This window comes from Pedobacter antarcticus (assembly GCF_900112985.1).
GTDB classification, from domain to species: Bacteria; Bacteroidota; Bacteroidia; order Sphingobacteriales; family Sphingobacteriaceae; genus Pedobacter; species Pedobacter antarcticus.
Window position 1 is genome coordinate 1 of sequence record NZ_FONS01000018.1, and the last position, 24996, is coordinate 24996.

General features: G+C 40.8%; 21 protein-coding genes, 2 tRNA genes and 1 rRNA gene. 17 read left to right on the forward strand and 7 right to left on the reverse strand.

Annotation, left to right across the window (positions count from 1 at the left end):
- Positions 1-178 precede the first annotated feature (178 nt).
- Positions 179-290, forward strand: a 5S ribosomal RNA gene (gene rrf, locus BM192_RS20110).
- Between the two features lie 277 nt (positions 291-567).
- On the opposite strand, the gene BM192_RS20115 is transcribed toward rrf, so the two are convergent.
- The gene (locus BM192_RS20115; RefSeq protein ID WP_037437747.1) at positions 568-1044 is read right to left on the reverse strand and encodes an Lrp/AsnC ligand binding domain-containing protein; all 477 of its coding nucleotides are present in this window, start codon (positions 1042-1044) and stop codon (positions 568-570) included.
- A gap of 154 nt (positions 1045-1198) precedes the next feature.
- On the opposite strand from BM192_RS20115, the gene BM192_RS21000 reads away from it, so the two are divergent.
- Both BM192_RS21000 and BM192_RS21005 read left to right on the forward strand, forming a co-directional pair.
- Positions 1199-1306 (forward strand) — tRNA-Asp (locus BM192_RS21000).
- A 24-nt stretch (positions 1307-1330) separates the two neighbouring features.
- Positions 1331-1473 (forward strand) — tRNA-Asp (locus tag BM192_RS21005).
- A gap of 203 nt (positions 1474-1676) precedes the next feature.
- Here BM192_RS21005 and BM192_RS20120 read toward each other — a convergent pair.
- Together BM192_RS20120 and BM192_RS20125 are read right to left on the reverse strand one after the other, a co-directional pair.
- Positions 1677-2981, reverse strand: coding sequence for an amidohydrolase family protein (locus BM192_RS20120; protein WP_037437744.1), 1305 nt, complete (start codon positions 2979-2981; stop codon positions 1677-1679).
- On the reverse strand, positions 2974-5973 hold the full coding sequence (locus BM192_RS20125) for an amidohydrolase family protein (RefSeq protein ID WP_037437742.1): 3000 nt from the start codon (positions 5971-5973) through the stop codon (positions 2974-2976). The genes BM192_RS20120 and BM192_RS20125 overlap by 8 nt, the downstream gene beginning before the upstream one ends.
- Before the next feature lie 163 nt (positions 5974-6136).
- Between BM192_RS20125 and BM192_RS20130 the strand changes: the two genes are divergently transcribed.
- From BM192_RS20130 to aat, 7 genes are all read left to right on the forward strand, one after another.
- The gene (locus tag BM192_RS20130) at positions 6137-6598 is read left to right on the forward strand and encodes a cytochrome B (RefSeq protein WP_316930963.1); all 462 of its coding nucleotides are present in this window, start codon (positions 6137-6139) and stop codon (positions 6596-6598) included.
- Between the two features lie 206 nt (positions 6599-6804).
- Complete coding sequence (locus tag BM192_RS20135) at positions 6805-8211, forward strand: anthranilate synthase component I family protein (protein WP_037437739.1); 1407 nt, start codon at positions 6805-6807, stop codon at positions 8209-8211.
- Positions 8212-8224: 13 nt separating this feature from the next.
- Complete coding sequence (locus BM192_RS20140; RefSeq protein ID WP_037437751.1) at positions 8225-8797, forward strand: anthranilate synthase component II; 573 nt, start codon at positions 8225-8227, stop codon at positions 8795-8797.
- Between the two features lie 7 nt (positions 8798-8804).
- Entirely contained in the window at positions 8805-9596 is a 792-nt protein-coding gene (trpC, locus tag BM192_RS20145; RefSeq protein WP_037437738.1) for an indole-3-glycerol phosphate synthase TrpC, read from the forward strand.
- Positions 9597-9618: 22 nt separating this feature from the next.
- Positions 9619-10812, forward strand: a complete 1194-nt coding sequence (gene hflX / locus BM192_RS20150) for a GTPase HflX (RefSeq protein WP_037437737.1) — start codon at positions 9619-9621, stop codon at positions 10810-10812.
- A gap of 20 nt (positions 10813-10832) precedes the next feature.
- A complete protein-coding gene (rbfA, locus tag BM192_RS20155; RefSeq protein ID WP_037437736.1) occupies positions 10833-11219 on the forward strand; it encodes a 30S ribosome-binding factor RbfA in 387 nt (128 codons plus the stop codon).
- A 526-nt stretch (positions 11220-11745) separates the two neighbouring features.
- On the forward strand, positions 11746-12387 hold the full coding sequence (gene aat, locus BM192_RS20165; protein WP_037437734.1) for a leucyl/phenylalanyl-tRNA--protein transferase: 642 nt from the start codon (positions 11746-11748) through the stop codon (positions 12385-12387).
- Here the strand turns inward: aat and BM192_RS20170 are convergent.
- A complete protein-coding gene (locus BM192_RS20170; RefSeq protein WP_037437733.1) occupies positions 12384-15281 on the reverse strand; it encodes a DEAD/DEAH box helicase in 2898 nt (965 codons plus the stop codon). The genes aat and BM192_RS20170 overlap by 4 nt on opposite strands.
- A 255-nt stretch (positions 15282-15536) precedes the next feature.
- Here BM192_RS20170 and BM192_RS20175 point away from each other — a divergent pair, with 255 nt between their 5' ends.
- Entirely contained in the window at positions 15537-16118 is a 582-nt protein-coding gene (locus tag BM192_RS20175) for a GIN domain-containing protein (protein ID WP_051759469.1), read from the forward strand.
- A 53-nt stretch (positions 16119-16171) separates the two neighbouring features.
- On the opposite strand, the gene amaB is transcribed toward BM192_RS20175, so the two are convergent.
- Positions 16172-17713, reverse strand: coding sequence for an L-piperidine-6-carboxylate dehydrogenase (amaB, locus tag BM192_RS20180; RefSeq protein ID WP_037437732.1), 1542 nt, complete (start codon positions 17711-17713; stop codon positions 16172-16174).
- A gap of 302 nt (positions 17714-18015) precedes the next feature.
- Between amaB and BM192_RS20185 the strand changes: the two genes are divergently transcribed.
- From BM192_RS20185 to BM192_RS20210, 6 genes are all read left to right on the forward strand, one after another.
- Positions 18016-19419 carry a tetratricopeptide repeat protein gene (locus tag BM192_RS20185; protein ID WP_037437730.1) on the forward strand — a complete coding sequence of 468 codons (1404 nt, stop codon included), beginning with the start codon at positions 18016-18018 and terminating at the stop codon, positions 19417-19419.
- Between the two features lie 63 nt (positions 19420-19482).
- Entirely contained in the window at positions 19483-20250 is a 768-nt protein-coding gene (locus tag BM192_RS20190; protein ID WP_037437728.1) for a phosphosulfolactate synthase, read from the forward strand.
- Positions 20251-20259: 9 nt separating this feature from the next.
- Positions 20260-21003, forward strand: coding sequence for a shikimate dehydrogenase family protein (locus BM192_RS20195; protein ID WP_037437726.1), 744 nt, complete (start codon positions 20260-20262; stop codon positions 21001-21003).
- 50 nt (positions 21004-21053) lie between these two features.
- Positions 21054-21692: an MBL fold metallo-hydrolase gene (locus tag BM192_RS20200; RefSeq protein WP_037437725.1), complete on the forward strand. Its 639-nt coding sequence runs from the start codon at positions 21054-21056 to the stop codon at positions 21690-21692.
- A 31-nt stretch (positions 21693-21723) separates the two neighbouring features.
- A complete protein-coding gene (locus BM192_RS20205) occupies positions 21724-22956 on the forward strand; it encodes an ABC transporter permease (RefSeq protein WP_037437722.1) in 1233 nt (410 codons plus the stop codon).
- A 64-nt stretch (positions 22957-23020) separates the two neighbouring features.
- Positions 23021-23338, forward strand: coding sequence for a hypothetical protein (locus BM192_RS20210; protein ID WP_234797595.1), 318 nt, complete (start codon positions 23021-23023; stop codon positions 23336-23338).
- Between the two features lie 6 nt (positions 23339-23344).
- Here BM192_RS20210 and BM192_RS20215 read toward each other — a convergent pair whose 3' ends face one another.
- Complete coding sequence (locus BM192_RS20215; RefSeq protein WP_037437718.1) at positions 23345-24205, reverse strand: menaquinone biosynthesis family protein; 861 nt, start codon at positions 24203-24205, stop codon at positions 23345-23347.
- Between the two features lie 34 nt (positions 24206-24239).
- Entirely contained in the window at positions 24240-24869 is a 630-nt protein-coding gene (gene mqnB / locus BM192_RS20220) for a futalosine hydrolase (protein WP_037437717.1), read from the reverse strand.
- Positions 24870-24996 lie beyond the last annotated feature (127 nt).

Consider the following 24996-nt stretch of genomic DNA (forward strand, 5'->3'; position numbering starts at 1 on the left):
GTTGATAGGTTATAGATGTAAAGCTGGTGACAGCATAGTCGAGTAATACTAATCATCCGAAGCTTTCAAAAGCAGAATACTGTTGTTTGTTCTTCATACTAACTTCTTTCAATAATATGTCATTGTTTATGCAGCGAATTAATCTAGTGATTGGTAGCTGTATTAACATTAAAAACATTTAGGTGCCTATATCGGTGGTGTCCACCTCTTCCCATTCCGAACAGAGAAGTTAAGCCCACCAGAGCCGATGGTACTGCGGTAACACGTGGGAGAGTAGGTCGGTGCCAAATCTTAAAGAAAGCCTGTAGTGAAAACTACAGGCTTTTCTTGTTTATCAGTTTTTTTTCTGCTGAAGCATATTCATGCTACAGTTCTGGTGAGGCAGCTCCGCTGCAGGAAACGTGAATCAAGCCACAACTATTCAATTCTTTCCCTGAGCCCCAGACTATATACAACAGACCTTTACTGTATTTATTGGATATACCGGCTATTTAAGCAACTATCTGAATTTAGATGTGTAAGTAGGTCTAAAATAAGCAAAAGTGCATTAGAACGCTTTGAGATCATTTAACCCAATTCAATTTGTCTTCTGATACTTTCTTCGAGAGAAATCAGCGTCTCTGTTCTCTGAATTCCTGCCACAGCTTGTATTTCTTCATTCAATACGTGACGCAGGTGATTTGTATCGCGGCAAATGATTTTTGCGAACATACTGTATGCTCCGGTAGTGTAATGCAGTTCGACCACTTCTTTGATCTGACTAAGCTGCGCCACGGCATCTTTATATTGAATTCCTTTTTCAAGATAAATACCCAAAAACGCGCAGATATCATATCCGGCCTTTTGAGGATCAATAATTAAATGGGAGCCTTTTATAATACCCATCTCATGAAGTTTTTTCATCCTTACGTGTATAGTACCACCCGAAACTATCAGATCTTTAGCTATTTCGGTGTATGGTTTCGTCGCATCCTGCATCAGCTGCTTAAGGATGTCTATATCAAGGTTATCAATTTCTAAATTTTGGCTTTCTTTTTTCAGCATGCTTTCAATTAATTCTAATAGAAATCTAATATAATTACAATTATCATAATAATAAAATTAAATCGTTAAAATATTTGCAACGTATATGGAGTCTTGTTACATTTGTATCAAGCAAGTAACAAAAAATAGTTCTTTTTAATAATTGCTTACATTCTGTAGGGTGGTGGAACTGGCAGACGCACCTCCTTGTCTCGGTGGTGGAGATCATGGAAAACCTGAAAAGGCTAACCACTCCTTGAAGGTTCGACTCCTTCCCCTACAGCAAAAGAATTTGTTCTTTTATTATTGTTGGGTGGTGAAACTGGCAGACACACCTCCTTGTCTCGGTGGTGGGGATCATGGGATAAACACAGTTTATGGGTTGACCACAAATTAATTTTTTGAACTGAGGCTAACTTCCCCTTGAAGGTTCGACTCCTTCCCCAACAGCTAGTTTTTTTATAGTAATATTTAGTTAATGAGGGCAATCCGGAGGCGGATTGCCTTTTCTGTTTTTGCGCAGGCACTGACATGTAAATTAACTGGTCAGCTTATCACTACGAAATTAATCAAAAAGGCCTGATACTTCACAATGAAGTGTATCAGGCCTTTTTTGTTTCAGCTGTTTTTTTCAGCCGCTATTGAGTTTAGGTTTAATCAGCAGCTTTAGCGCTATATTTATCACTGAATTTTTTATCAAGTTGTTTATGCAGATTGTCCAGGTTAATAGAGCGACCCTGGATAAATGCTTTTTCAACATGGTTGGTTTTCATATCCAGTGCATCACCCGTCGAAATAAACAGGGTAGCATCCTTCCCTGTTTCAAGACTGCCCGTCTGCTTATCTATACCCAGTGCTTTTGCGGTATTTAAGGTAATTGCCGATAAAGCTTTCTCTTTATCCATTCCCCATGCCGCTGCAGTACCGGCCATGAAAGGCAGGTTTCTTTGCTGCCAGTAACCATTTATACTGATTACGACAGGAATTCCTGCAGCTGCCAGGATACCAGCATTTTTATACGGCAGATTCACATCATCATCAAGATTTGACGGCAACGCATGCGGCTGTTTCACAATCACACTGATCTGATTCGCTTTCAGGAAATCTATGACCCGATAGGCTTCTTCAGCTTCGACGATTACCGGTTTTATACCAAATGACTTGGCGAAATTAACAGCTGCTACTATATCTTTCTGACGATTAGCGGTGATAAATAATTGTTGTTTCCCATCAAATAAGTGCTTCATGGCAGCAAATCTGGTATTAATAACTGCATGTTTTTCCAATGTAGTATATGCCTGGGCTTCAGCGAAGAACTGCTGTAAATCGTTAACCGCCTTTTGTCTGGTTTCTTCAATCACCTGTGGAGTCATTGCTGTCCGCGGACCAAAACCTCTGGCACGTGGCGGTACAGGCCAGTTGATGTGTATAGCATCATCGGTGCGGATAGATGCATCTTCCCAGTTCCAGGCATCCAACTGCACTACAGAAGAAGTGCCGGCGATTGTGCCACCTTCTGGTGTAATCTGGGCCATTAGGATTCCATTACTTCTGAGCGTCGCAGGGACTTTGGAATCTGTATTGTAGGCGATTAATGACCTGATGTGAGGATTCATATTACCGATTTCATTGAAATCCAGTGTTGCTTTTACAGATTCAAATTCCGTTAAACCAAGGTTTGTTACTGGAGCTATAAAGCCCGGGTATATATGTTTACCCTGGGCCTGAATAATTTCTGCGCCTGCCTCTGTACCGGGATTTGTGCCAACGCTCAGGATTTTGCCATTTTTAAAGACAATAGTTCCATTTTCGATTACCTGACCGTTACCAATATGGATTGTTCCGCCTGTAATGACAATAGTTTTATTTTGTTTCGGAGCAGGAGAAATGTTCGCCTGACCGAAAGCGTGTAAAGTGGCAAGGCCACTAAGCAATAATGTTGTAACGTATTTATTCATGGCTATGTGCTCCTTCCGTCAAATCAGCGCCTGTGATATAATCTTCCATAGATTCACAGTGATATAAAGTATGTGTTTCAGCAACCGGACGCTGTGTTTTTGCTCCTTTGTTTTTGCTGCTAATCATTTTTTGTACTAATCTGGATTTTTCTGCCTGCTGTGAGGTCCTTAGCTGCTCATCTTTGTCCATATCCCAGTAAGGAATACCGTCTACGAATGTCTTTTCAGCTCTTGCATAAATAGAAAGCGGGTTGTCTGACCAAATTACAATGTCAGCATCTTTACCAGGTTTCAAACTGCCCACATGTTGATCAATGTGCAGCATTTTGGCCGGGTTCAATGTCACAAACTTAAGTGCATCTTCTTCCGGTACACCACCATATAGTACCGATTTACCTGCTTCCTGGTTTAATCTGCGAGCCATTTCTGCATCATCAGAATTGAAAGCGGTAGTAATACCTACATTATGCATGATTTTTCCATTGTAAGGAATCGCTTCTGCGACCTCCATCTTGTAAGCCCACCAATCGGAGAAGGTGGAGGCATTGATACCACGAGCTTTCATTTTGTCGGCCACTTTATAACCTTCAAGAATATGTGTAAAGGTGTTGATCTTGAAGCCAAGACTATCTGCTACATGCATTAACATGTTGATCTCAGACTGTACATAAGAGTGGCAGGTAATGAATCTTTTATTATCCAGGATCTCAACGAGTGCATCTAGCTCAAGATCTCTTCTTACGTTATTACCTTTTACTGCCAATGCATTTTTATATTCTCTTGCCCTTGTAAAGGCATCCACAAAAGTCTGTTCAACTCCCATTCTGGTTACTGGAAAACGTAAACCGCTGCCAAAGTTACTTTGCTTAACATTCTCTCCAAGAGCGAATTTAATAAAGCCATCACTTCCTGCGAATTTTAGTTCTTCCGCATTCTTTCCCCATCTTAATTTAATCAATTGTGCCTGTCCGCCAATAGCATTAGCTGAACCGTGCAGTATCTGAGACGTAGTGACACCACCAGCCAGCTGACGGTAGATGTTAACGTCTTCCGGGTTAATGACATCTGCAACTCTAACTTCAGAAGATACAGACTGTGCACCTTCGTTTATACCACCAGCAGCTGCAATATGAGAATGCTCGTCAATGATTCCAGGAGTGATATGTTTGCCTGTTGCATCAATTACTCTGGCCGACCCGGCAGAAAGCCCTTTGCCAACGGCTTTAATCTTGCCGTTTTCCAGTAATACATCTGCATTAGTCAGGATGCCATCTTTCTCATTAGTCCATACGGTCGCATTTTTCAAAAGAACTGCTTCTTGTTTAGGCGCAGTTTCACTACCGAATGCGGTAAATGGATAGATGATTTTGTCTGTGGTAACTGATGCCTGCGCGACAGCTGGAACTGCTTTCTCCGGATTAACTCCGGTATATTGTGCTGTCCATTGTCCTGTGGTGCCTGTCGAGGTTACTACTTCGCCATTCAGCTTAATGACAGGTGATGCTTCTGCTAAATATCCGCTTAATCTGATCTCTTCTGTTGCTGGTTTAGTCTGAGTAAAATTAAGCGTTACCCAATCTCCGTTTCTGGTGAAGCTGGCGTTAATCTTTTCAGTACCTTTTTCCAGGGAAGCAGTTTGTCCGCTGATTTTAAGTGTGTATGCATCACCACCATCGATTTTCAGCGCATAAATGCCACTGATATCACTAACATCCAGTTTACTGACAACGAATTTTTTGCCCTGAACCCAGTTTTCATAAATAATTGTGTTGTCTTTGAAGAGGTTTCCAGATGTAATCAGGAAGTTAGCCAGCTTGCCTTTTTCGAGGGATCCGGCTTTATCCTGAATACCAATCATGGCAGCTGGTGTTTCTGTGAGCGCCTGTAATGCTTGTTTCTCGGTAAGTCCATTAGCTATAGCGCTACGCAAGTTTGTCCAGAAGTCTTTCAGATTGTCAAGTCCAAACGCTGTTAAAGCAAATCTGATTCCTGCTTTTTCCAGGGCCGCCGGATTTGATGGTGCCATTTCCCATGCTTTCATCTGTGCAAGACTGATGTTTTTGGCTTCTACAGGATCTTCAACGTCATAAGCTTTAGTGAAGTTTAAAGGAACAATAAGACTTGCTCCGGTTGCTTTTACATCTGCAATACGTTGATATTCATCACCTGAAGATTTAATCAGATACTGTTTTCCGAATTCTTTTGCAATTGCAGAAGCACGGAGGACATTCTGCCATCCGTCAGTTTCAAATAATTGAGGTAATTGCTGCTGCTTATTAAAATCTTCCAGGGAGATGTTGAATTCTTCCTTTTGTTTACCATACCATTGCGCGTCGTAGTAAGTTTGTCTCAATAATGCAATAGCACCCATTAAAGAAGTTGGGTAGTCATTTTTAGAGGAGCCCTTATTGAATGAATAGTTTGCCGCAGTCTGTGCTTTAAGGATCAGGTTATTGTCCCGGTCATCGTTTAAAGTTACTGCTGCCGACGTTCCCCGGGCAATACCGTCTCTGCTAATAACATTTACACTGCCGAATCCTGTTTTACGGAATTCGTCTGCTTTTTTCTGGTCTGCAGTGAAAATGTTTTTGACCTCTGTTTCAGGTCTGATGGCTTCATTCCAGTTATAAGCCCCGTTTTTGGTAGAAACGAAGATGGATTGTCTGCCAAAGCCAGGTGTAACCTGTGCTTCAGGAACCCCATAAGATGTAAATGGATCGATCAGCGACGGATAAATATATTTTCCTTTCAGGTCAATAACGACATATCCTTTTGGTACAGATATTCCTGTCCCGGCTGATTGAATGGTTTGGCCTTTTACCAGCAATGTACCATTGGTAATGGTCTGGCCGGCATTAACCACAATATTGGCATTCGTGAAAGCAAACATTCCCGGACGGTTATCAGAAGAACCATTCACCGGATAAGTTTGCTGCCCGGAAGCCAGCGCAGCAGAAAATACCAACGCGAGCGTAAGTAGATTTTTTATCATGTTTTTGTTGGATTGATTAGTGACATTAAAGCTAATTAAAAAAGGATTTTATAGCATTCTCTATCAACTTTATTACGCTATATTGGTATGATAATGCTGATTTAGGGTCATATTGACTGGAATTAAAGGTGCCGGCTGGCAAATCAGGATTTATTCCTTATTTTTGAAGAAAAAAGTTATGGGTATTTATGAAATCTTAAAAAGCGCTCACTCTGGATGGCGCTATCTGGTAATTATTCTTTTACTGGTTGCATTTGTCAATGCACTCATTGGTTATGCAGGTAAGAAACCTTACACTGAAGGTAACCGTAAACTGAATTTATTTACATTGATCAGTGCGCATATTCAGTTATTATTGGGCTTGGTTTTATATTTTATGCACGACTGGTACAGAGGCGATAGTGCGGTTGCTGCGCAGCGTTACTGGAAAATGGAACATATTGGAATGATGGTTTTGGCTATCGTCTTAATTACCGTCGGTAACTCAAGGGCTAAGAAAGCTGCGACAGATTTGATCAAGCACCGTTCGGTTTTCATGTACTTCGGATTGGCGCTATTATTGATTACTGCTGCTATCTTTGCAATGGTAAAAGCAGACCCAAGCCGCTCATTATTTGGCATGTAATATTTTTTACGAATTAATTTTGGTTTATTAGATTTATTTCTATTTTTGCTATTCATGATTTACAATAAACATACTTGGCAATGGCGTAGTGATTCTGCAAAGAGTTTCGTCGTATCCTTGTGTACCTTATAGTTTATCAACCTAAACCAAACCACACATAATTAACCCGGCGTATAACACGCCGGGTTTTTTTGTTTTTCAGCCATATGGAATCAATAGAAATCAAGACAATTTATAAAAAGAGATTAGCAGATGTAATCACACCAGTGAGTGTTTATCTGCGTTTGCGCGATGTATTTCCGAACACATTGCTGCTGGAAAGTTCAGACTATCACAGCAGGGAGAATTCCGTGAGTTATGTTTGTGCAGAACCGGTTGCGGGAATGATACTGCAGGATGGTAAATTAAATACCTATTTCCCAGATGGAAGGAAAGAAGAGAAAGAGGATTTCATTCTGACTGATGAAATAGAGACGTTTAAAGCTGTATTCAAAGCTGAACCTGTAGCAGATTCCCGCTATATATCGACTGGTTTATTTGGTTATTTTACCTGGAATACGGTACAACATTTCGAGGATATAAAGTTTACGGCGGTTTCGCCTGAGGCGGAGACTATCCCGTTGATGCAGTACCATATCTACAGGTACATTATCGCTATCGACCATTTTAAGAATGAGGTGACCTTATTCAAAAACAGTTTTGGCGGTGAAGAAGCCGGTGATCTGGAAAGAATTGAATACCTGATTCAAAATAAAAACTTTCCAGAGTATAATTTTGACACAATCGGGGAGGAAGAATCAAATCTCGATGATAATGGTTTTATGGCTATCGTTGAGAAAATGAAAAAGCATATCCTGCGGGGTGATGTTTTTCAGATAGTTCCTTCCAGAGCATACAAGCAAGGCTTCAAAGGAGACGAGTTTAACGTATACCGTTGTCTGCGGTCGATAAATCCTTCACCCTATCTATTCTATTTTGATTATGGAAGTTTTAAACTTTTTGGTTCGTCCCCCGAAGCCCAGATTACCATTAATAAAGGGCAGGCAAATATTTTTCCGATAGCTGGTACGTTTAAGCGGACCGGTAATGATGAAGAGGATGCCGAAATTGCCCGTAAACTGGAGCAGGATCCGAAAGAAAGTGCAGAGCATGTGATGTTGGTCGATCTTGCCCGGAATGATCTGAGCAGACACTGTAATGGCGTTGAGGTTAAATCTTTTAAAGAGGTGCAATATTATTCTCACCTGATTCACCTTGTTTCGAAGGTCAGTGGTAATATGCAACCCGGTGTTTCTGCTTTTAAAGTAGTTGCTGATACGTATCCTGCCGGGACTTTAAGTGGCGCACCTAAATATAAGGCCATGCAGTTACTGGATGAATACGAAGGTTTAGGCAGAAATTTTTATGCTGGTGCAATAGGGTATATGGGTTTTGGCGGTGAATTTAACCATGCAATTATGATCAGGACATTTATGAGTAAGAATAACGAGTTGCACTACAGGGCAGGTGCTGGTATTGTTGCAGATTCTGTAGCAGTTAATGAACTGAATGAGGTAAATAATAAAATTGCTGCTCTGCGTAAAGCCATAGGAATGGCAAAAGAAATCATTTAATATGAATAGCGATATGCACAAGAAAGTATTGGTCATTGATAATTATGACTCCTTCACTTATAATTTAGTCCATCTGATTAACGAGTTGGGCTGGGAAGCGGTAGTGCTTCGTAATGATAAATTTGAAATTAAGGATTTGGCTCCCTATCATAAAATACTGTTATCGCCAGGCCCGGGAATACCGGCAGAGGCAGGGCTGTTGCTCGATGTAATCCGGACTTATGCCTCCGAAAAAAGCATTCTGGGTATTTGTCTGGGGCAACAGGCTATTGCAGAGGCCTTTGGTGGGTCTTTGCTGAACCTAGGACGTCCGATGCATGGAATTGCCACACCGGTTAGCGTGATCGATCCGGAAGAGTTACTTTTTAAAGATTGTCCAGAAGAAATTCAGGTTGGAAGATATCATTCCTGGGTTGTTAACCCTGCAGATTTGCCAGAATGTTTATTGGTAACGGCAACAGATAAGGATAATGAGATTATGGCACTACGTCACCGGCAGTACGATGTGCGGGGCGTACAATTCCATCCGGAGAGCGTCCTTACAGCATATGGAAAAGAAATGATGAAAAACTGGTTAGAAAACTAATACGTCAATGAATATTTTAGATAAAATCGTAAACAGGAAGAAAGAAGAAGTTGCGGCAGCGAAAGAAAATGTTCCCGTTGCTGAACTAAAAAAAAGTAAATACTTTAACCGTATTCCTTATGTCCTGAAAGATTTCTTGCTTGATCCTGCTCGAACCGGAATTATTGCAGAATTCAAAAGACGCTCTCCTTCTAAAGGAGTAATTAACGCTTCTGCTTCTGTCAAAACTGTAACTCAGGGATATGCAGCAGCAGGAGTTGCAGCAATTTCTGTGCTAACTGATATAGATTTCTTTGGTGGGCACCCGGATGATCTACTGGAAGCAAGAGCGGTTAATGAGGTTCCTTTACTGCGTAAAGATTTCATAATTGATACTTATCAGATTTTGGAAGCTAAAGCATGGGGTGCTGATATTATTTTGCTGATCGCTGCAATTCTAACCCGGGATGAAATTATCAGTTTTGCTAAACTGGCGAAAGAATTTGGATTAAATGTTTTGCTCGAGGTTCATAATCTGGAGGAATTGGAAAAAAGTCTTTGTCCATTTATTGATGCCGTCGGGGTAAACAACAGAAATCTGGCCGATTTTACGGTCGATATCCGAACTTCTTTTGATCTTTTTCATCATATACCCGATGCATTTTTAAAAATCTCAGAAAGTGCGATTAGTGACCCGAAAACAATAATTGAATTGAAAGCCACAGGTTTTAATGGATTCCTGATCGGTGAAAACTTTATGAAAACCGAAGATCCGGTTGCTGCCATTCAGACCTTCAGCTCCGCACTGATCTCGGTATAACTTTTGTATCTTTGTACTTTACATGGGAAAAGCGAAATTTTATGATACTGCGCTTAAACAGGAACGCGCTGTCCTGGTTGGCGTAATCAAGCCCGGAGAAAAGCCGGAACAAACTAAAGAATATCTGGACGAACTTGCATTTCTGGTAGATACTGCCGGTGGTGTCGTGGACCAGATTTTCACGCAAAAAATGCAACGTCCTGACCGGTCTACTTTTGTCGGCACAGGGAAATTAGAAGAGATTAAGGGTTATGTTCAGTCTGAGGAAATAGATATGGTCGTCTTTGATGATGAGCTTTCTCCTTCTCAGCTGAGAAATATTGAGCGGGAATTACAGGTGAAAATATTGGACAGAAGTAATCTGATCCTGGATATTTTTGCAGGTCGTGCCCAAACTGCGCAAGCGAAAACGCAGGTGGAGTTGGCACAGTTACAATATTTGTTGCCCAGGTTAACTCGTTTATGGACTCACCTTGAAAGACAAAAAGGTGGTATCGGTATGCGTGGACCCGGGGAAACGCAGATTGAGAGTGACAGAAGGATGATTCTGGAAAAGATTTCCTTATTAAAGGAGCGTCTCAAATTAATTGACAAACAGAATGAAACACAGCGTAAAAACCGTGCTCAACTCATTCGGGTTGCCCTTGTTGGTTATACAAATGTGGGTAAGTCTACGATTATGAACATGCTGGCGAAATCGGAAGTATTTGCTGAAAACAAGCTTTTTGCGACGCTGGATACTACAGTTCGTAAAGTCGTCATTGACAATTTGCCTTTTTTGCTCTCTGATACGGTTGGATTTATCCGAAAATTGCCACATCATCTGGTAGAATGTTTCAAATCGACACTGGACGAAGTCCGTGAAGCTGATATCCTGATTCATGTGGTTGACGTATCACATGAGAGTTTTGAAGACCAGATTAATGTAGTTAATGAAACTTTGCAGGAACTTGGTGCAAGAGATAAGGACACGATAATGGTCTTTAATAAAATAGATGCTTATGTGAGTCCGGAAGGTGAAGAAGATGAGAATGGTGAGCGTAAAACTTTGACGCTTGAAGATTTCAAAAAAAGCTGGATGGCACAGCATAATGCGCCTGCTTTATTTATTTCTGCACTCCATAAAGAGAATCTGGAAGAATTCAAACAACTATTATACGATAAGGTAATTGCGGTGCATACTGCGAGATACCCATATGATAGTTTATTATATTAATAACAAAGAAGTGATAGAATATGGAAAGTAAACGTCAACAGAAATTTGCTGGGGTGCTGCAGGAAGAATTAGCGACTATATTTCAGCGGGAAGGAGCAGAATACTTGCCCAATACACTGGTTACGATTACTAAAGTGCGCGTATCTCCGGATCTTGCGGTAGCTAAGGTATATCTGAGTTTTCTGAATACAAATGAGACATCAATCTCTATTGCGACTGTTAATTCGCATGCAGGAGAGATCCGTTATAAACTCGGGGCACGTATCCGCCATCAGGTGAGGGTTGTGCCATCTCTTACTTTCTTTTTGGACGATACGAATATCTATGTTGAGCATATGGACAAGATTTTCGATAAAATTTCCAGGGAACGTAAGGAGCAGCCTGATTCGGAAGACGAATCTGAATAAGCTCATATTATTTAATGTTTTGGAGACCCCATCAATAGGGGTCTCCGGAATCAATCAAAAGTACAGCGAGTTTAATGCGCAGATTTTTTCAACTATTTGCCTTGCTGGATGTGGTCAGTATCTTCTTACTGATGCCACAAATCTGGATGGTAATCAATAATGTTTCATCTCTGGAACAAACATCATTCGGGTTTATTAGAGTAGGGATGACAGCCTTACTTTTTATTTCATTGTTTTTTAGTGCAGTGCAACTTTACAAGTTCCGGAAAAAAGGAATAATTGTATATTATTTTCAATTTCCATTTAGAATTATTTGCTGGGTATTTTCTATAGGGTTTATAACCCTAATCCCTCAGTTGTTTGATCTGGGAGAATATGCTCCGGGAATACTATTAAGGATTTGTATGGGGGCTGAGTTTTTTAGATTATATTATCTGCTTCAAGCACACAGAAAAGCATTTAGAATGCCGTTTGAGAACGGTATCGAAATAATTGATAGGGCTAAATAATAATATAGGTATAAACTATGGTGTTTCGTATTCCAGAAGATGAACTCGTTTTTCCAGATCCCGGGCTTGCGGAAGATGATGGGCTACTGGGTATCGGGGGCGACTTAAGTGTGGAAAGATTGCTGCTTGCTTATACGAACGGCATTTTTCCCTGGTTCAGCGAGGGTGATCCTATTTGCTGGTATTCGCCACCCGAGCGCTGCGTCATTTTTCCAGCACATATAAAAATTAGTAAAAGTATGCGGAAGATAGCGCGGGATGGGATATTCAGGGTAAGCCGAAACGAAGCTTTCCGGGAGGTAATCGCCAATTGTGCACAAAGCCCGAGAAAGGATCAGGATGGTACCTGGATTACAAATGAAATGCAAAATGCTTATGTAGCATTACATGAGGCAGGACATGCACATAGTATCGAAGTCTGGCAGGACGATAAGCTTGCCGGTGGTTTATACGGCTTGGAGATAAATGGTTGTTTCTGTGGGGAGAGTATGTTTAGCTTGAAAAGTAATGCCTCTAAAACTGCCCTGATCTGGTTGTGCACCAACCCGGCCTACCGATTGGTAGATTGCCAGATACAGAATGATCATTTGATGAGCATGGGCGCAGAAATGATCTCCAGGTCAGCATATCTTAGTTTGCTGAAGAAGTCCGGATATTAATTGAGGATCTCTTTAATATCTTCTTTACTGAGTGATTTGAAGAAGCTTTCTTCTGTAGTGATCAATGAGCTTGCCAGTCTTTTTTTGCGGTTCTGTAAGGCCAGGATCTTTTCTTCAACGGTATCCTTCGCAATAAACTTATAGATGAATACTTTTTTATCCTGCCCGATCCGGTGTGATCTGTCAATCGCCTGTTGTTCGACAGCTGGGTTCCACCAGGGATCTAGTATAAATACATAATCTGCCTGGGTCAGGTTCAACCCGACTCCTCCTGCTTTAATGGAGATCAGAAATACTTTAAGGTCTTTGTTCTCCTGAAATTCAGCAACAATCTCCCCGCGGTTTTTGGTTCCCCCATCAAGGTATGCGAAGGGGATGTTCTCCTTTTCAAAGTGCATTCTGAAGAGCTGCAGGTGTTTTACAAACTGGGAAAAAATAAGGACTTTATGACCTCCTTTTAATACGTTGTCCAGTGTGTAAACCACGTTCTTAAATTTTCCTGACTCTCCTGTATAAGTATCATCGATCATGCCCGGGTGGTTGGCCAATTGACGCAACGCGGTAAGGCCCTGCAAAAGCTGAACTTGCTTTTTAGCATAGGTTCCATCGTCCATACTGCTGAGTAGATCGTTCCTATAGGCAGATTTGGTTTCTTCATAGGCTGCTGCCTGATCTTCTGTCATATCACAATAGAAAATCTGCTCGGTTTTGGCTGGAAGTTCTTCTGCTACCTGTTCCTTGGTTCTTCTCAATACGAAAGGCTTGATAATTGCCTGAAGTTTTCTGGCTTTTTCTTCATCTTTCTTCTTTTCAATGGCCTGGACATATTCCTCGTTAAAAAACGATTGTGTTCCCAGTAATCCTGGATTTAAGAAGGTCAGCTGCGTCCATAGATCGCCAACTGAATTCTCGACAGGAGTACCACTCAAAATTAATTTATTTCTTGATTTAAGCTGGCGAACGGACTTAAATGATTTGGATGAAGGGTTTTTAATATTCTGACTTTCGTCAAGAATAATGTAATTGAAATAGAATTCTTGCAGTTCTTGAACGTCTACACGCGTAATTCCATAAGTTGTAATCACGATATCATAATCAATAAAATGGCTGACGTCTTTTATTCTGGAACTCCCGGTATGTGCCAGGATTTTAAGCTTTGGGGTAAATTTCTTTGCTTCCGCCAGCCAATTGTAAATCAGGGACGTAGGCATGATAATTAAGGAAGTGCTATGCGTTTGCTGCTGCTGGTCCTCTTCTTTGAGTTTCTGCAGCATCGCGAGCGTCTGAATAGTCTTACCTAAACCCATATCGTCTGCAAGGCAGCCGCCGAAGTTATATTCACGGAGAAAACCAAACCAGTTGTAGCCAGCTTTCTGATAACTTCTGAGCTCACCTTTAAAGTGTACAGGCATCTGGGTATCTGCGATGTTTTCAAAGTTATTCAGTTTTTGCAACTTACGCTGAAGGGTGACGTTAGCAATACCGTCTTCAGCGAGGTCATTAATCAGACCGATATGATGTTTTTTCAGTTTAAGCGATTTACTGCCATCTGAAAGGCTGAACAGACTACCATATTGTGAGAACCATTTTTCAGGAATAATGGCTATTGTTCCGTCAGGTAACAGATATTCTCTCTTTTTGTGCAGAATGTGTTGTTTCAGCGCAATAAAAGGAACTGCTTGTGAACCGAAGTAAACAATCGCATTGATATCAAACCAGTCATTATCTTCGAGCACCTCAAAATCAATTTTACTGCTTGCAAATAAAAACTTTTTATGGGCCGCTGATTGTTCTATAGTATACCCATTGTGTTCCAGTTGCTGAATATGTTCATTTACCCAGTTTAGCAAGGCATAAGACTCATCTTCTCCCTCGGGAGCGGGATTAAGTTCCAGATTATAAAATACGGGGCTGACTTTTTTAAGTCCCATCTTAGTCAGTTCGTTATATCTTGATTTTTCCCAGGCAGTGTCTCTTTTAACGCGGGTGAAAATATAATTATTCTCTTCTTTCCTGACGTGTACGGTTACTTTTTTCTCATCTCCAAGGCTGAACACAAATTCACCATATCTGAAGTATAGCTGTAACTGGGAAACTCCGGACTCTACGTAGATTACTTTAAGAAATGCTGTCGGCTGGTGTTTTTCGGTGCGGATATCGAAGCCCTCTGCATATACATGGTATTTTTCTATCAGCGGGGCGACAAATTTCTCAAAATAAGTTTCTTCTTTAGCAGTGGGTATCGTGATAAACCTTTTTTGAAGGAAGGGTAAAAGCTTCTTGCCTTCCATATCTTGCTCAAAGAAGTAAAGGATATCATTCAACAGCATCCATGCTGGATGATTACTAACCAGTTGCGCATCTTTGAACATGAAATCAATTCTCATGCCCTGATATTTTATCGTTGGGAAATATCTGGTTTCTGTTTCGTTTCTTCTGAAATGGAAAAGGATTGAGGCGGGCTCAATGGCCATCTCTATTCTTCTTTCCGCAGGCCAACCGTCTTTATCCATCAGGTAGAGGGATTCTGTGTCTTTCAGAATCTCAAGAACCTCAGCTAATCGTTTTTCAATTCGCGGGCGGACCTGATTATAGAATTTTTCATCGTAGAATTTACTGAAGAACTCAAAAGGACGGATTACTTTTTTATAATACTTTTTAATTACGTGATCCTGTTCAGTCTCATCCAGTATTTTAATAATACGGAGATCTGTTTCTGAAAGATGCTTGCTGAATTCTCCAGCTGTATGACTGAAAAGGCGCTGGTAAGTAAGCGAGAAATCTCCCTGCGGATTTAATTGAACAATATGAGGTTCAATCAGATAGCCTAAGTATTCATGCTTGCACAATGAATATACGATTTTGCAGGGTTTAGAACTATCTACGCGGAGCATGTATAAATTATTAAAACGACGGAATTATAAGCTTATAAAATCTTAAACATACGTCAAATTTGATTTGCTGTCAAATCGATTGTCTATAAAGATGGTTTTTTAATCTTTTTTGTCGTGTTATTACGGGCGTTGGTCGGAATTATCTTGCTGCTGGTATAATATCGAATAATCTACTGCAACGTATCAGGGGGTATTGCGTCTTATCTACAGAACATTTAATTACAACGGTTTGAAAAAGCCATAAAAAAAAATAACATGAAAACACGTATTCAAATCTTAATGGGTGCTGCCGTTGCCGCCCTGCTAACAATCAGTTCAGTTAATGTTAATGCCGCAGTTAAATTACCTGCGATGGAAAGTTTAACCTTGAAAACAGACGTCAAAAAAGTAGTCGTTAAAGGGAATGTCCGTGTTACACTGATGCAGAGTAATCGTGAATGGGTTACTATGGACGAAAATGATCTCGATAAAGTATCAGTAAGTCAATTTGGTGATGTCCTGACCATCAGTTCGAATGAGGCTGAGCCTGTAGAGGTTATTGTGCATGTGAATGACATTTACAGAATTGATGCATCCGATAAAGCTGTCGTGAATACACAGGGTAATCTGAAACTACAGAATCTTCAGATCTTCCTTCGTGATCAGGCTGTTGCAAGAGTTAATACAGTAACAGAGAGTTTATATACACTTGTCGATAGTGATGCAAACCTGGTTTTGCGTGGCAGTACAGAGAGCCATACGGTAAATTATGCGGCTTTGAATAATGTTAATATGACTAAATTTACTGCAGCTAAAACCAAAAAAGTTGGCCAGATAAATTTCCTTGCAATGCAATAATCGCCAGAGCCAGAGAAGAAGGGAAGTCAAGGTATGACCTCCCTTTTTTTGTTTTATTTGAGGTCGAACTTTATACCTTGGGCTAAAGGTAAAGTATCTGCATAATTGATTGTATTAGTTTGCCTGCGCATATATCCTTTCCAGGCATCGGAGCCACTTTCCCGGCCTCCGCCAGTTTCTTTCTCTCCCCCAAAAGCACCACCGATTTCCGCACCCGATGTTCCGATGTTAACATTGGCAATCCCACAATCGGAGCCGGCAGCCGATAAGAAAAGCTCGGCTTCCCTGAGATTAAGAGTCATAATCGCAGAAGATAGTCCTTGAGGTACTCCATTCTGCAGTGCAATAGCTTCTTCCAGGGTTTTATAGCGAATCAGATACAGGATAGGGGCGAAAGTTTCTTCCTGCACGATCTGGAAATGATTTTCTACTTCTGCCACACAGGGGCTGACATAACATCCCGATTCATACCCGGAACCAGTGAGTTCGTGGCCTTCGACAATAAATCGGGCTCCTTCCTGCCGTCCTTTTTCTATAGCCTCTAAAAAGGTCCTAACTGCTTCTTTGTCAATCAGCGGACCTACGTGATTTTGCTGGTCCAATGGGTCGCCGATACGTAACTGGTCATATGCACCGATTAGCTTTTGCTTAAATTCTTCGTAGATGTCCTCCTGAATAATGAGTCGTCTTGTTGAAGTGCAACGTTGACCGGCAGTACCGACTGCACCAAATACGGCTCCAATCACGGACATTTTAAGGTCTGCCTCTTTAGAAATGATAATCGCATTGTTACCGCCAAGTTCTAATATTGTCTTTCCAAACCTGCTGGCTACAGCTCCGGCTACTATTTTGCCGACACGCGTGGACCCGGTGAATGAAACAAGCGGGATTCTACGATCTTCATTGATCAGGTTACCAGAAGCGTTTCCTATCAATAACGAACTAATTCCTTCCGGCATTTCATTTTTCTTCAAAACTCCGGCTAAAATATGCTGACAGGCAATTGCGCAAAGGGGTGTTTTTGAAGATGGTTTCCAAACACAGACGTTCCCGCAGATGAGTGCTAGTGCTGCATTCCAGCTCCATACAGCGACTGGAAAATTAAATGCAGAGATGATTCCTACGATACCCAGCGGATGCCACTGCTCGTACATTCTATGATTTGGTCTTTCGGAGTGCATGGTTAATCCATAAAGCTGGCGGGAGAGTCCGACGGCAAAATCACAGATATCTATCATCTCCTGAACCTCGCCTAATCCTTCTTGCAGACTCTTTCCCATCTCGTAGGAAACCAATGTTCCAAGATCATTCTTCTTCGCCCTCAACTCTTCTCCAAGCTGGCGGACTATTTCACCGCGTTTAGGTGCGGGAATACTTCGCCATAGCGGAAAAGCTTCGCTGGCCTTCTGAATGACTTTCTCATAATCTGAAGGTGTTGCTGTTTGAACTGCTGCTATTTTTTCTCCGTTTGCAGGTGAAAAGCTTTCGATGATCTTATCTTGCGTTGATCCGCCCCACTGGCTGCCTGTACTGTAAGCTGGATTGAGTTCCTGAATGCCCAAATTACTTAAAATCTGTGTAATAGAATTTTTCATAATGAATGGATGTTGGTTTATACAAATCAACAAAAAAAATACTGGCTAAGCGATTTCTTTACCTGTAGATTACTGGAGTTAACTTAAGGATGACGTTCTTTGCATAAAGTTCTGCTCCCGTCTGTCCGGCACATAATTAGTGTCCGTTGCTAAATTTTTTGGTTTAGCTAAATTTAATATTATCAACTAATTACGTTCAGGATTGTTTGAATGTTGAAAATTATTTGGTAAAAGCCTACACAATACTGTCAACTTATACTGTATTTTAGACCTGGGGAGCTGTTCTTTAATTATTCAATACAATGGAAGAGGAATTTTACTTTGATTTTAGCGATGATGCGCAGCGTTCTGTAGAACGTTACGAAGAGATGATAAGGAACCAGGATCAGTATTTTTTTGATGCCCAGGCTTTTGAGAACATTATCGATTATTATATAGAAAAGAGCGATCCGGTAAAGGCTTTGCAGGTAATAGAATATGCCTTGAGTCAGCATCCTTATGCCGCAGTTTTTCTGATTAAGCAAGCACAGTTGTTTTTTATTACAGATCAGAATGAAAGAGCATTCTTTTCTTTGCAGAAAGCAGAAATGCTGGAAGCTTCGGAATCGGAAATTTACATTCTCCGTGGAAATATCTATAATAGCCTGGAACGTTACGCCGAGGCCCTTGAGAATTTTCAGATCGCATTGACGTTCGCCGAAACTACTGATGAGATCCTGCTGCATATCGCATATGTTTATCAGAATATGCTCGACTATGAAAGTGCGATCAAATATATCAAGCAGAGTCTTGAACAGAATATGGAAAATAAGGATGGACTCTATGAACTGGCATTCTGTTATGATATTCTGGACAAACAAGAAGAAAGTATTCAGTTCTATCAGGAATATATTGACAATGATCCCTATTCTTACGCTGCCTGGTATAATCTGGCAAACTCGTATCATAAACTCGACTTATTCGAAAAAGCGATTGATGCCTATGATTATGCGATTCTGATTAAGGATAATTTTGCATCTGCTTATTACAATAAAGGGAATGCTTTAGTACAGCTGGACCGCTACGCAGAGGCTATAGAGGTTTATAAACAAACCTGGGAATACGAAAAACCTAATGCAGATACTTATTGTGCTATCGGTGAATGCTACGAGAAACTCGAGCGTATGGATGAGGCACGTGCTTATTATAAGAAATCTGTCAAAATGGATCCCAAACTTGCAGATGCCTGGTTCGGAATCGGTGTAACGCTAAACGCTGAAGAACGCTATTTTGAGTCTCTTCATTTTTACAAAAAAGCACTCGAGCTGGATGCAGAGAATCCCGACTTCTGGTTCGCTATGGCCGATGCTTATTATAAGCTAAACCAGATCGAGCAGTCAGTGGAGGCTTATTATAAAGTTTTAGAATATAATCCGCTTGACATTGAGGCATGGCTGGATTTTTCTACTGTTTTATACGAACAGGGCCGGACGCTGGAAGCCTCGGAAACTATAGCTGAAGGAATAAAAAACAATCCTGATGCGGCCGAGCTTTATTACCGGATGGTAGCTTATCTTTTTGCACTCGGTGAGAACAGCGATGCTATCGCTTACCTGGAAACGGCTTTAGTAACAGATCCGGAGAAACATTATATTTTATTTGAATATTTACCTCAGTTACAAGACAACAGGGCAATTATCGCCGTTATAAACAGATATATAAAATAGCTGAACGGGTTTTTTTTATACTGATCAGAATTTCCTGTTTTTTTTTTCACCTTTGCAGCAGATATGAATTACCCATTAAACAATATTCCGGAACGTCCAGTTAAACCACGCCAGAGTGGAATCACCATGGTGATGGATAAAGGACTCAGCTTAAGACAAACAGAAGATTTTATCGACGTTGCAGGCATCCATTCAGACATTGTAAAGCTCGGATGGGCAACATCCTTTGTTACCCCCAAATTAAAAGAAAAACTAGCTATATACCGCGATGCAGGCCTTCCTACTTATTTTGGAGGCACTTTATTTGAAGCATTTGTGGTGCGTAACCAGTTCGAAGATTATATTCGTGTTCTCGAGCAATTCGGAATGGAATATGCAGAGGTTTCCGATGGTTCAATTGAATTGGAACATGATCGTAAATGTGAGTATATCCGTCAGTTATCTAAATATGTAACTGTAATTTCAGAAGTAGGCTCTAAAGATGCAACCAAGATATTTGCACCATATAAGTGGATCAAACTGATGAATGCTGAAATAGAAGCCGGTTCATGGAAGGTAATCGCTGAAGCACGTGAGGGAGGAAATGTTGGAATTTACAGAGGGTCAGGCGAAGTCCGTGAGGGCCTTGTCGATGAGATTCTTACGCAGATCCCAGCAGAGACCATTATTTGGGAAGCTCCTCAGAAAGAACAGCAGGTCTGGTTTATCAAGTTAATAGGTAGCAATGTGAATCTTGGTAATATCGCTCCTTCGGAAGTTATCCCATTGGAAACTATTCGCTTAGGATTAAGAGGAGATACTTTTGACTACTTTCTGAACGCCGTTAAGTAACAAAAATACATGAGAACTTTTGGACTGATTGGATATCCGCTTGGACATTCTTTTTCAAAAAAATATTTCACTGAACAATTTCAGCGGGAAAAGATTACTGATAGCAGCTACGAACTTTTTCCATTGGAAAATATAAATGAGATAGCCGAATTACTGGATACCCAATCAGGATTGAAAGGCCTCAATGTAACCATTCCCTATAAATTACAGGTTATGCCATTTCTGGACGAGCTCGACCAGGCTGCTGAGAAAATAGGCGCAGTAAATTGTATCTCAATTACTGACGTAGCCGGAAAAAGGCATCTTAAAGGATTTAATACTGATGCCTATGGATTTGAGTGCTCCATTAAGCCTTTTTTACAACCACATCATACCCATGCTTTGATTTTAGGAGACGGGGGCGCTGCTCAGGCGGTTAAATATGTGCTTGATAATTTAGGTGTTATCTGGAAATCGGTGTTGCGTAAACCAGCAGATAATGCCTTTTTGTTTAGCGACCTTAATGCCGAAATGATGAAACAGTATCAGATTATCATTAATACGACTCCCTTAGGAACATTTCCTGCAATAGAAACAGCTCCCGAGATTCCCTATGAGTTCCTGACTAATCAGCATCTTGCGTATGATCTGGTTTACAATCCCGAGATCACAACTTTCCTACGTCTCGCGGCTGAAAAAGGGGCTGCTATTAAGAATGGTAAAGAAATGCTTGAACTTCAGGCCGACCGTTCCTGGTATATCTGGAACAATTAACAATATGATTCCACAGCTCCCGTTATCAAATTTATAAAGACTCCTTTACCATGATCAAGATTCAGAAATTTACTTTTAATCCTTACCAGGAAAACACCTACGTTTTATACGACGAAACGGGAGAATGTGTAATTATAGATCCGGGAATGAATAATGGAAGTGAGCAAAATGCACTCGACTCCTGGATTAAAGAAGCTGGTCTGAATCCCGTCCTTTTACTAAATACACATTGCCATATTGACCATGTTTTTGGTAATAAATTTGTTTTTGACCAGTGGGGGCTCAAACCTCAGTTTCATAAGGGAGAATTGAGTGTTTTGCAGGCGGTTCCTGCTTATGCGCCGCAAATGGGCATGTATTACGAACTTTCTCCGGAACCAGAAGTCTTTTTAGGTGAGACCGGTAAGGTCTCTTTTGGGCATAGCGAACTGGAACTGATATTTGCTCCAGGCCATTCTCCTGCTCATCTTTGCTTCTATGCGGCGAAAGATGGATTTTTGATTGGTGGAGATGTGCTTTTTTACGCAAGTATTGGCCGTACGGATCTTCCGGGTGGGAATCATGAGCAGTTGATTGCAAATATCAGAGAGAAACTATTTCTGTTACCCGATGCCACTGAGGTCTATCCCGGACACGGACCATCCACGTCTATAGGCTTCGAAAAGCAAAACAATCCGTTTTTAAATTAAGTAGCTGTATATTTGACCAAAAGACTAATAATTGAATACAGCCCTTTATATTGCCCGCAGGTATCTGTTTGCTAAGAAATCAACTAATGCCATTAATATAATTTCAACTATATCAGTGCTTGGCGTGTTTGTTGGTAGTGCGGCTTTAATCATTATCCTTTCCATTTTTAATGGGTTTGAGGAGATGGTGCTGAAAATGTTTAATACGGTTACACCAGAACTGGTTATAAGTCCGGCTAAAGGAAAAACGTTTGATCCGCGGGGCGCTGTATTTAACGGTATACGGAAAGATTCGAGAGTTTACTCTTATACCGAAGTGCTTTCTGAAAATGCATTATTGAGATATAATGAAAAACAGTCGGTTGGGCTGGTCAAAGGGGTTAGTAAAGACTATCTGAAAAATAGGGATCTGGACAGTATTATTGTCCAGGGTAAGTTTTTGCTGCATAATAGTAACGGGCCTCAAGCTGTTCTGGGATCGGCACTTCAAAATTATCTGATGGTTAATCCAAACGATCCTTTCACGCCTTTACAGATCTTTTCTCCCAAAAGGGGTATGAGTACCTCCTCAGTTAATCCGACAGATGACTTTATGAATCTTTCTATTCCTGTATCGGGTATCTTTGAAGTACAGCGTGATTTTGATAACGTAGCTATCGTACCATTGTCTTTTGCAAGGGAATTGCTGCAGCAAGATATTAATGTATCTGCTATTGAACTTGACCTGATCAAAAGCGGTGATGCAGACAGGCTGAAAACCGAGCTGCAGCAGCAATTGGGACCAGATTTTGAAGTGAAGGACCGGATAGAACAGAATAAGGCACTGTATAATATTCTGGGTACTGAAAAGTGGGCAGTTTATATCATTTTAACCTTTATACTGATTATTGCCATATTTAATATTATCGGATCACTAACGATGCTGGTAATTGACAAATTGAAAGATATTGCAATCCTAAGTAGTTTGGGCGCAGGCAAAAAACTCATTAAGAGAATCTTTTTACTCGAAGGAATGATGATAACTCTGGCGGGTTGCGTTTTCGGGTTATTTGTAGGGTTGATTTTCTGCTTATTGCAGCAGAAATTTGGGATGATTAGTATGTCTTCAGACAATATTACAATTGGTAATGCTTATCCTGTTTCTCTACGGTGGCAGGATTTTGTACTGGTATTTATAACCGTGAGTACTTTCTCTTTTATGGCATCAGCTTTGTCATCTAATTTAAGCGTTAAAAACATCAATAATTTAAATCAAGATCTTTAACATGAATTCCTTTAAACAAACTGCTTTATTGTTATTTGTATTATCTCTTTTTTGCTCAGCTTGTATGCAAGATACAGAAGAAAAAAAGACTGGAAAGACCAGGATAATCAAAGGATTATATAGTTATGGTCCTGAAATAAAATCCTTTACTGATTGTGAAGAGGGGAGAGAATATTGGGTGGCTGACAGTGCCGGCACGCTTGAGCTTGCATATAGTAAGTTCAACTTCGAAAAACCATACGAGCCGGTTTATATCGAAGCCGAATGCCATGCTATTAAATCGGACAGTCTGGTCGTCTCGGCAGATTTTGACTCGACATTGGTTGTTACCAGACTCATGAAAATTACACAGGCCATTCCAGATGGCCCATGTAATCCATAAATGCTTTTAGACAGTATCGGGCTTAACATATAACGAAGCAGGAACAGCAGGGATTAGTCCGGTTGCTTCTGCTTTTTCAAAAAGAATATCAATCGCTTTTCTGCCCTCTTTTCCCAGATCTATTGAATAGTTGTTGACATATAAATCGATATGTTTATACATCACTTCCTGGTCCATTGCCTGTGCGTGGGAAGAAATAAAGTCTATACCTGATTTAGGATTAGCAAAGGCAAATTCCACAGATTTACGAATTAGACGATTCACCTTCAGCTGGATTTCTTTACTTAGCGTTCTGCTAATCACTATTCCGCCAAGTGGAATTGCGCAGCCTGTAAGACTTTCCCAGTGGCTGCCCAGATCCAGTATTTTATGCAACCCTCTGCTTGCGTAAGTGAATCTGTTTTCATGAATAATCAATCCAATATCAATCCGGTCCTCTAGCAGGGCGTCTTCAATTTCAGAGAAAACCATAATCTCTTTATGCTGCATTTCGGGGAAAGCAATACCCAGTAGGAAATTGGCTGTAGTTAACTTACCGGGTATACCTATCCTTAAATCTTTACCTTTCGCAGCTAATGTTTCAAGGTCTAGCAAACTCTCGTCTTTACAGATCAATAATGGTCCGACACCAAAGCCAAGTGCACTTCCTGAATCCAATAAAGCATACTTGTCTGCCACATGTGCAAAGGCATGAAAGCTGAGTTTAGTGATGTCCAGTTCATGATTTACTGCTTTTTGATTGAGCGTCTCCACATCATCAAAGTGAACTTCAAAATCAAGGCCTTCCGTATCAATTTTATGATGAATTAAGGCGTCAAATATAAATGTATCATTCGGGCAGGGTGAAAATCCAAGAGTTAGCTTCATAGGTTAAAGGTAAGGAGTCCGCGCAAAGGCTTGGTTAAGCGATTGTCAAAAATCTGATAGCCCACGCATTCAGATTCCGGATAGATTTTCCTATTTCCCAGGTGGCCGTATTTCTTTCTTCCACATAATTAGAGATGCTGCGGATTTGCAGGCAGGGGATTCCCGTTTGTTCACAGGCATAAAATACAGCCGCACCTTCCATGCTCTCTGTGTCGGGGTTAAGCCGGTCCTTCGTCTCTTTGATGCTTTCTTTAGTGCCGTGTACCCGATTTACAGTAATGCCATTAACTTGCTGCAGATCTGTTTGAAAAGGCACTTCCGGATTAATTTCTTGAAAATGGCTTTTACCGAAGCCCAGTGTTTCTATTGTCAGGAAACCAGCAGGTGATTCAGCGCCTAACTCGGAAAATATATCCTGAGTGACTTGGACAAGTGTGCCCAGAGGAATGCTCCGCTGATATGTCCCAGCGATTCCGAGATTGAGAACCTGGCTGTAAGAGGAGTTTAAAGTACTACCCAAAGCAAATGCGGTAGCAGTCATACCTACGCCGGTAATGAGTACATCGAAATTTGGTGTATACATTAACCTACCTTCCTTTAGCAGGAAATGTTCACAGAGGCCTGAAACTTCAGGGAAGGTAGCAGCGACAACGAGTGTTTTCATTCTTTGGTGGATTAACCTGCGGCCGAAGTTAATATTTACATTTAACTTCCTTTAAACTTGGTCATTCAAATCTGGGTCTTAATAATTTGCGCATATAAATTTAAACGGCCTTCTAACCTTTCTGCGT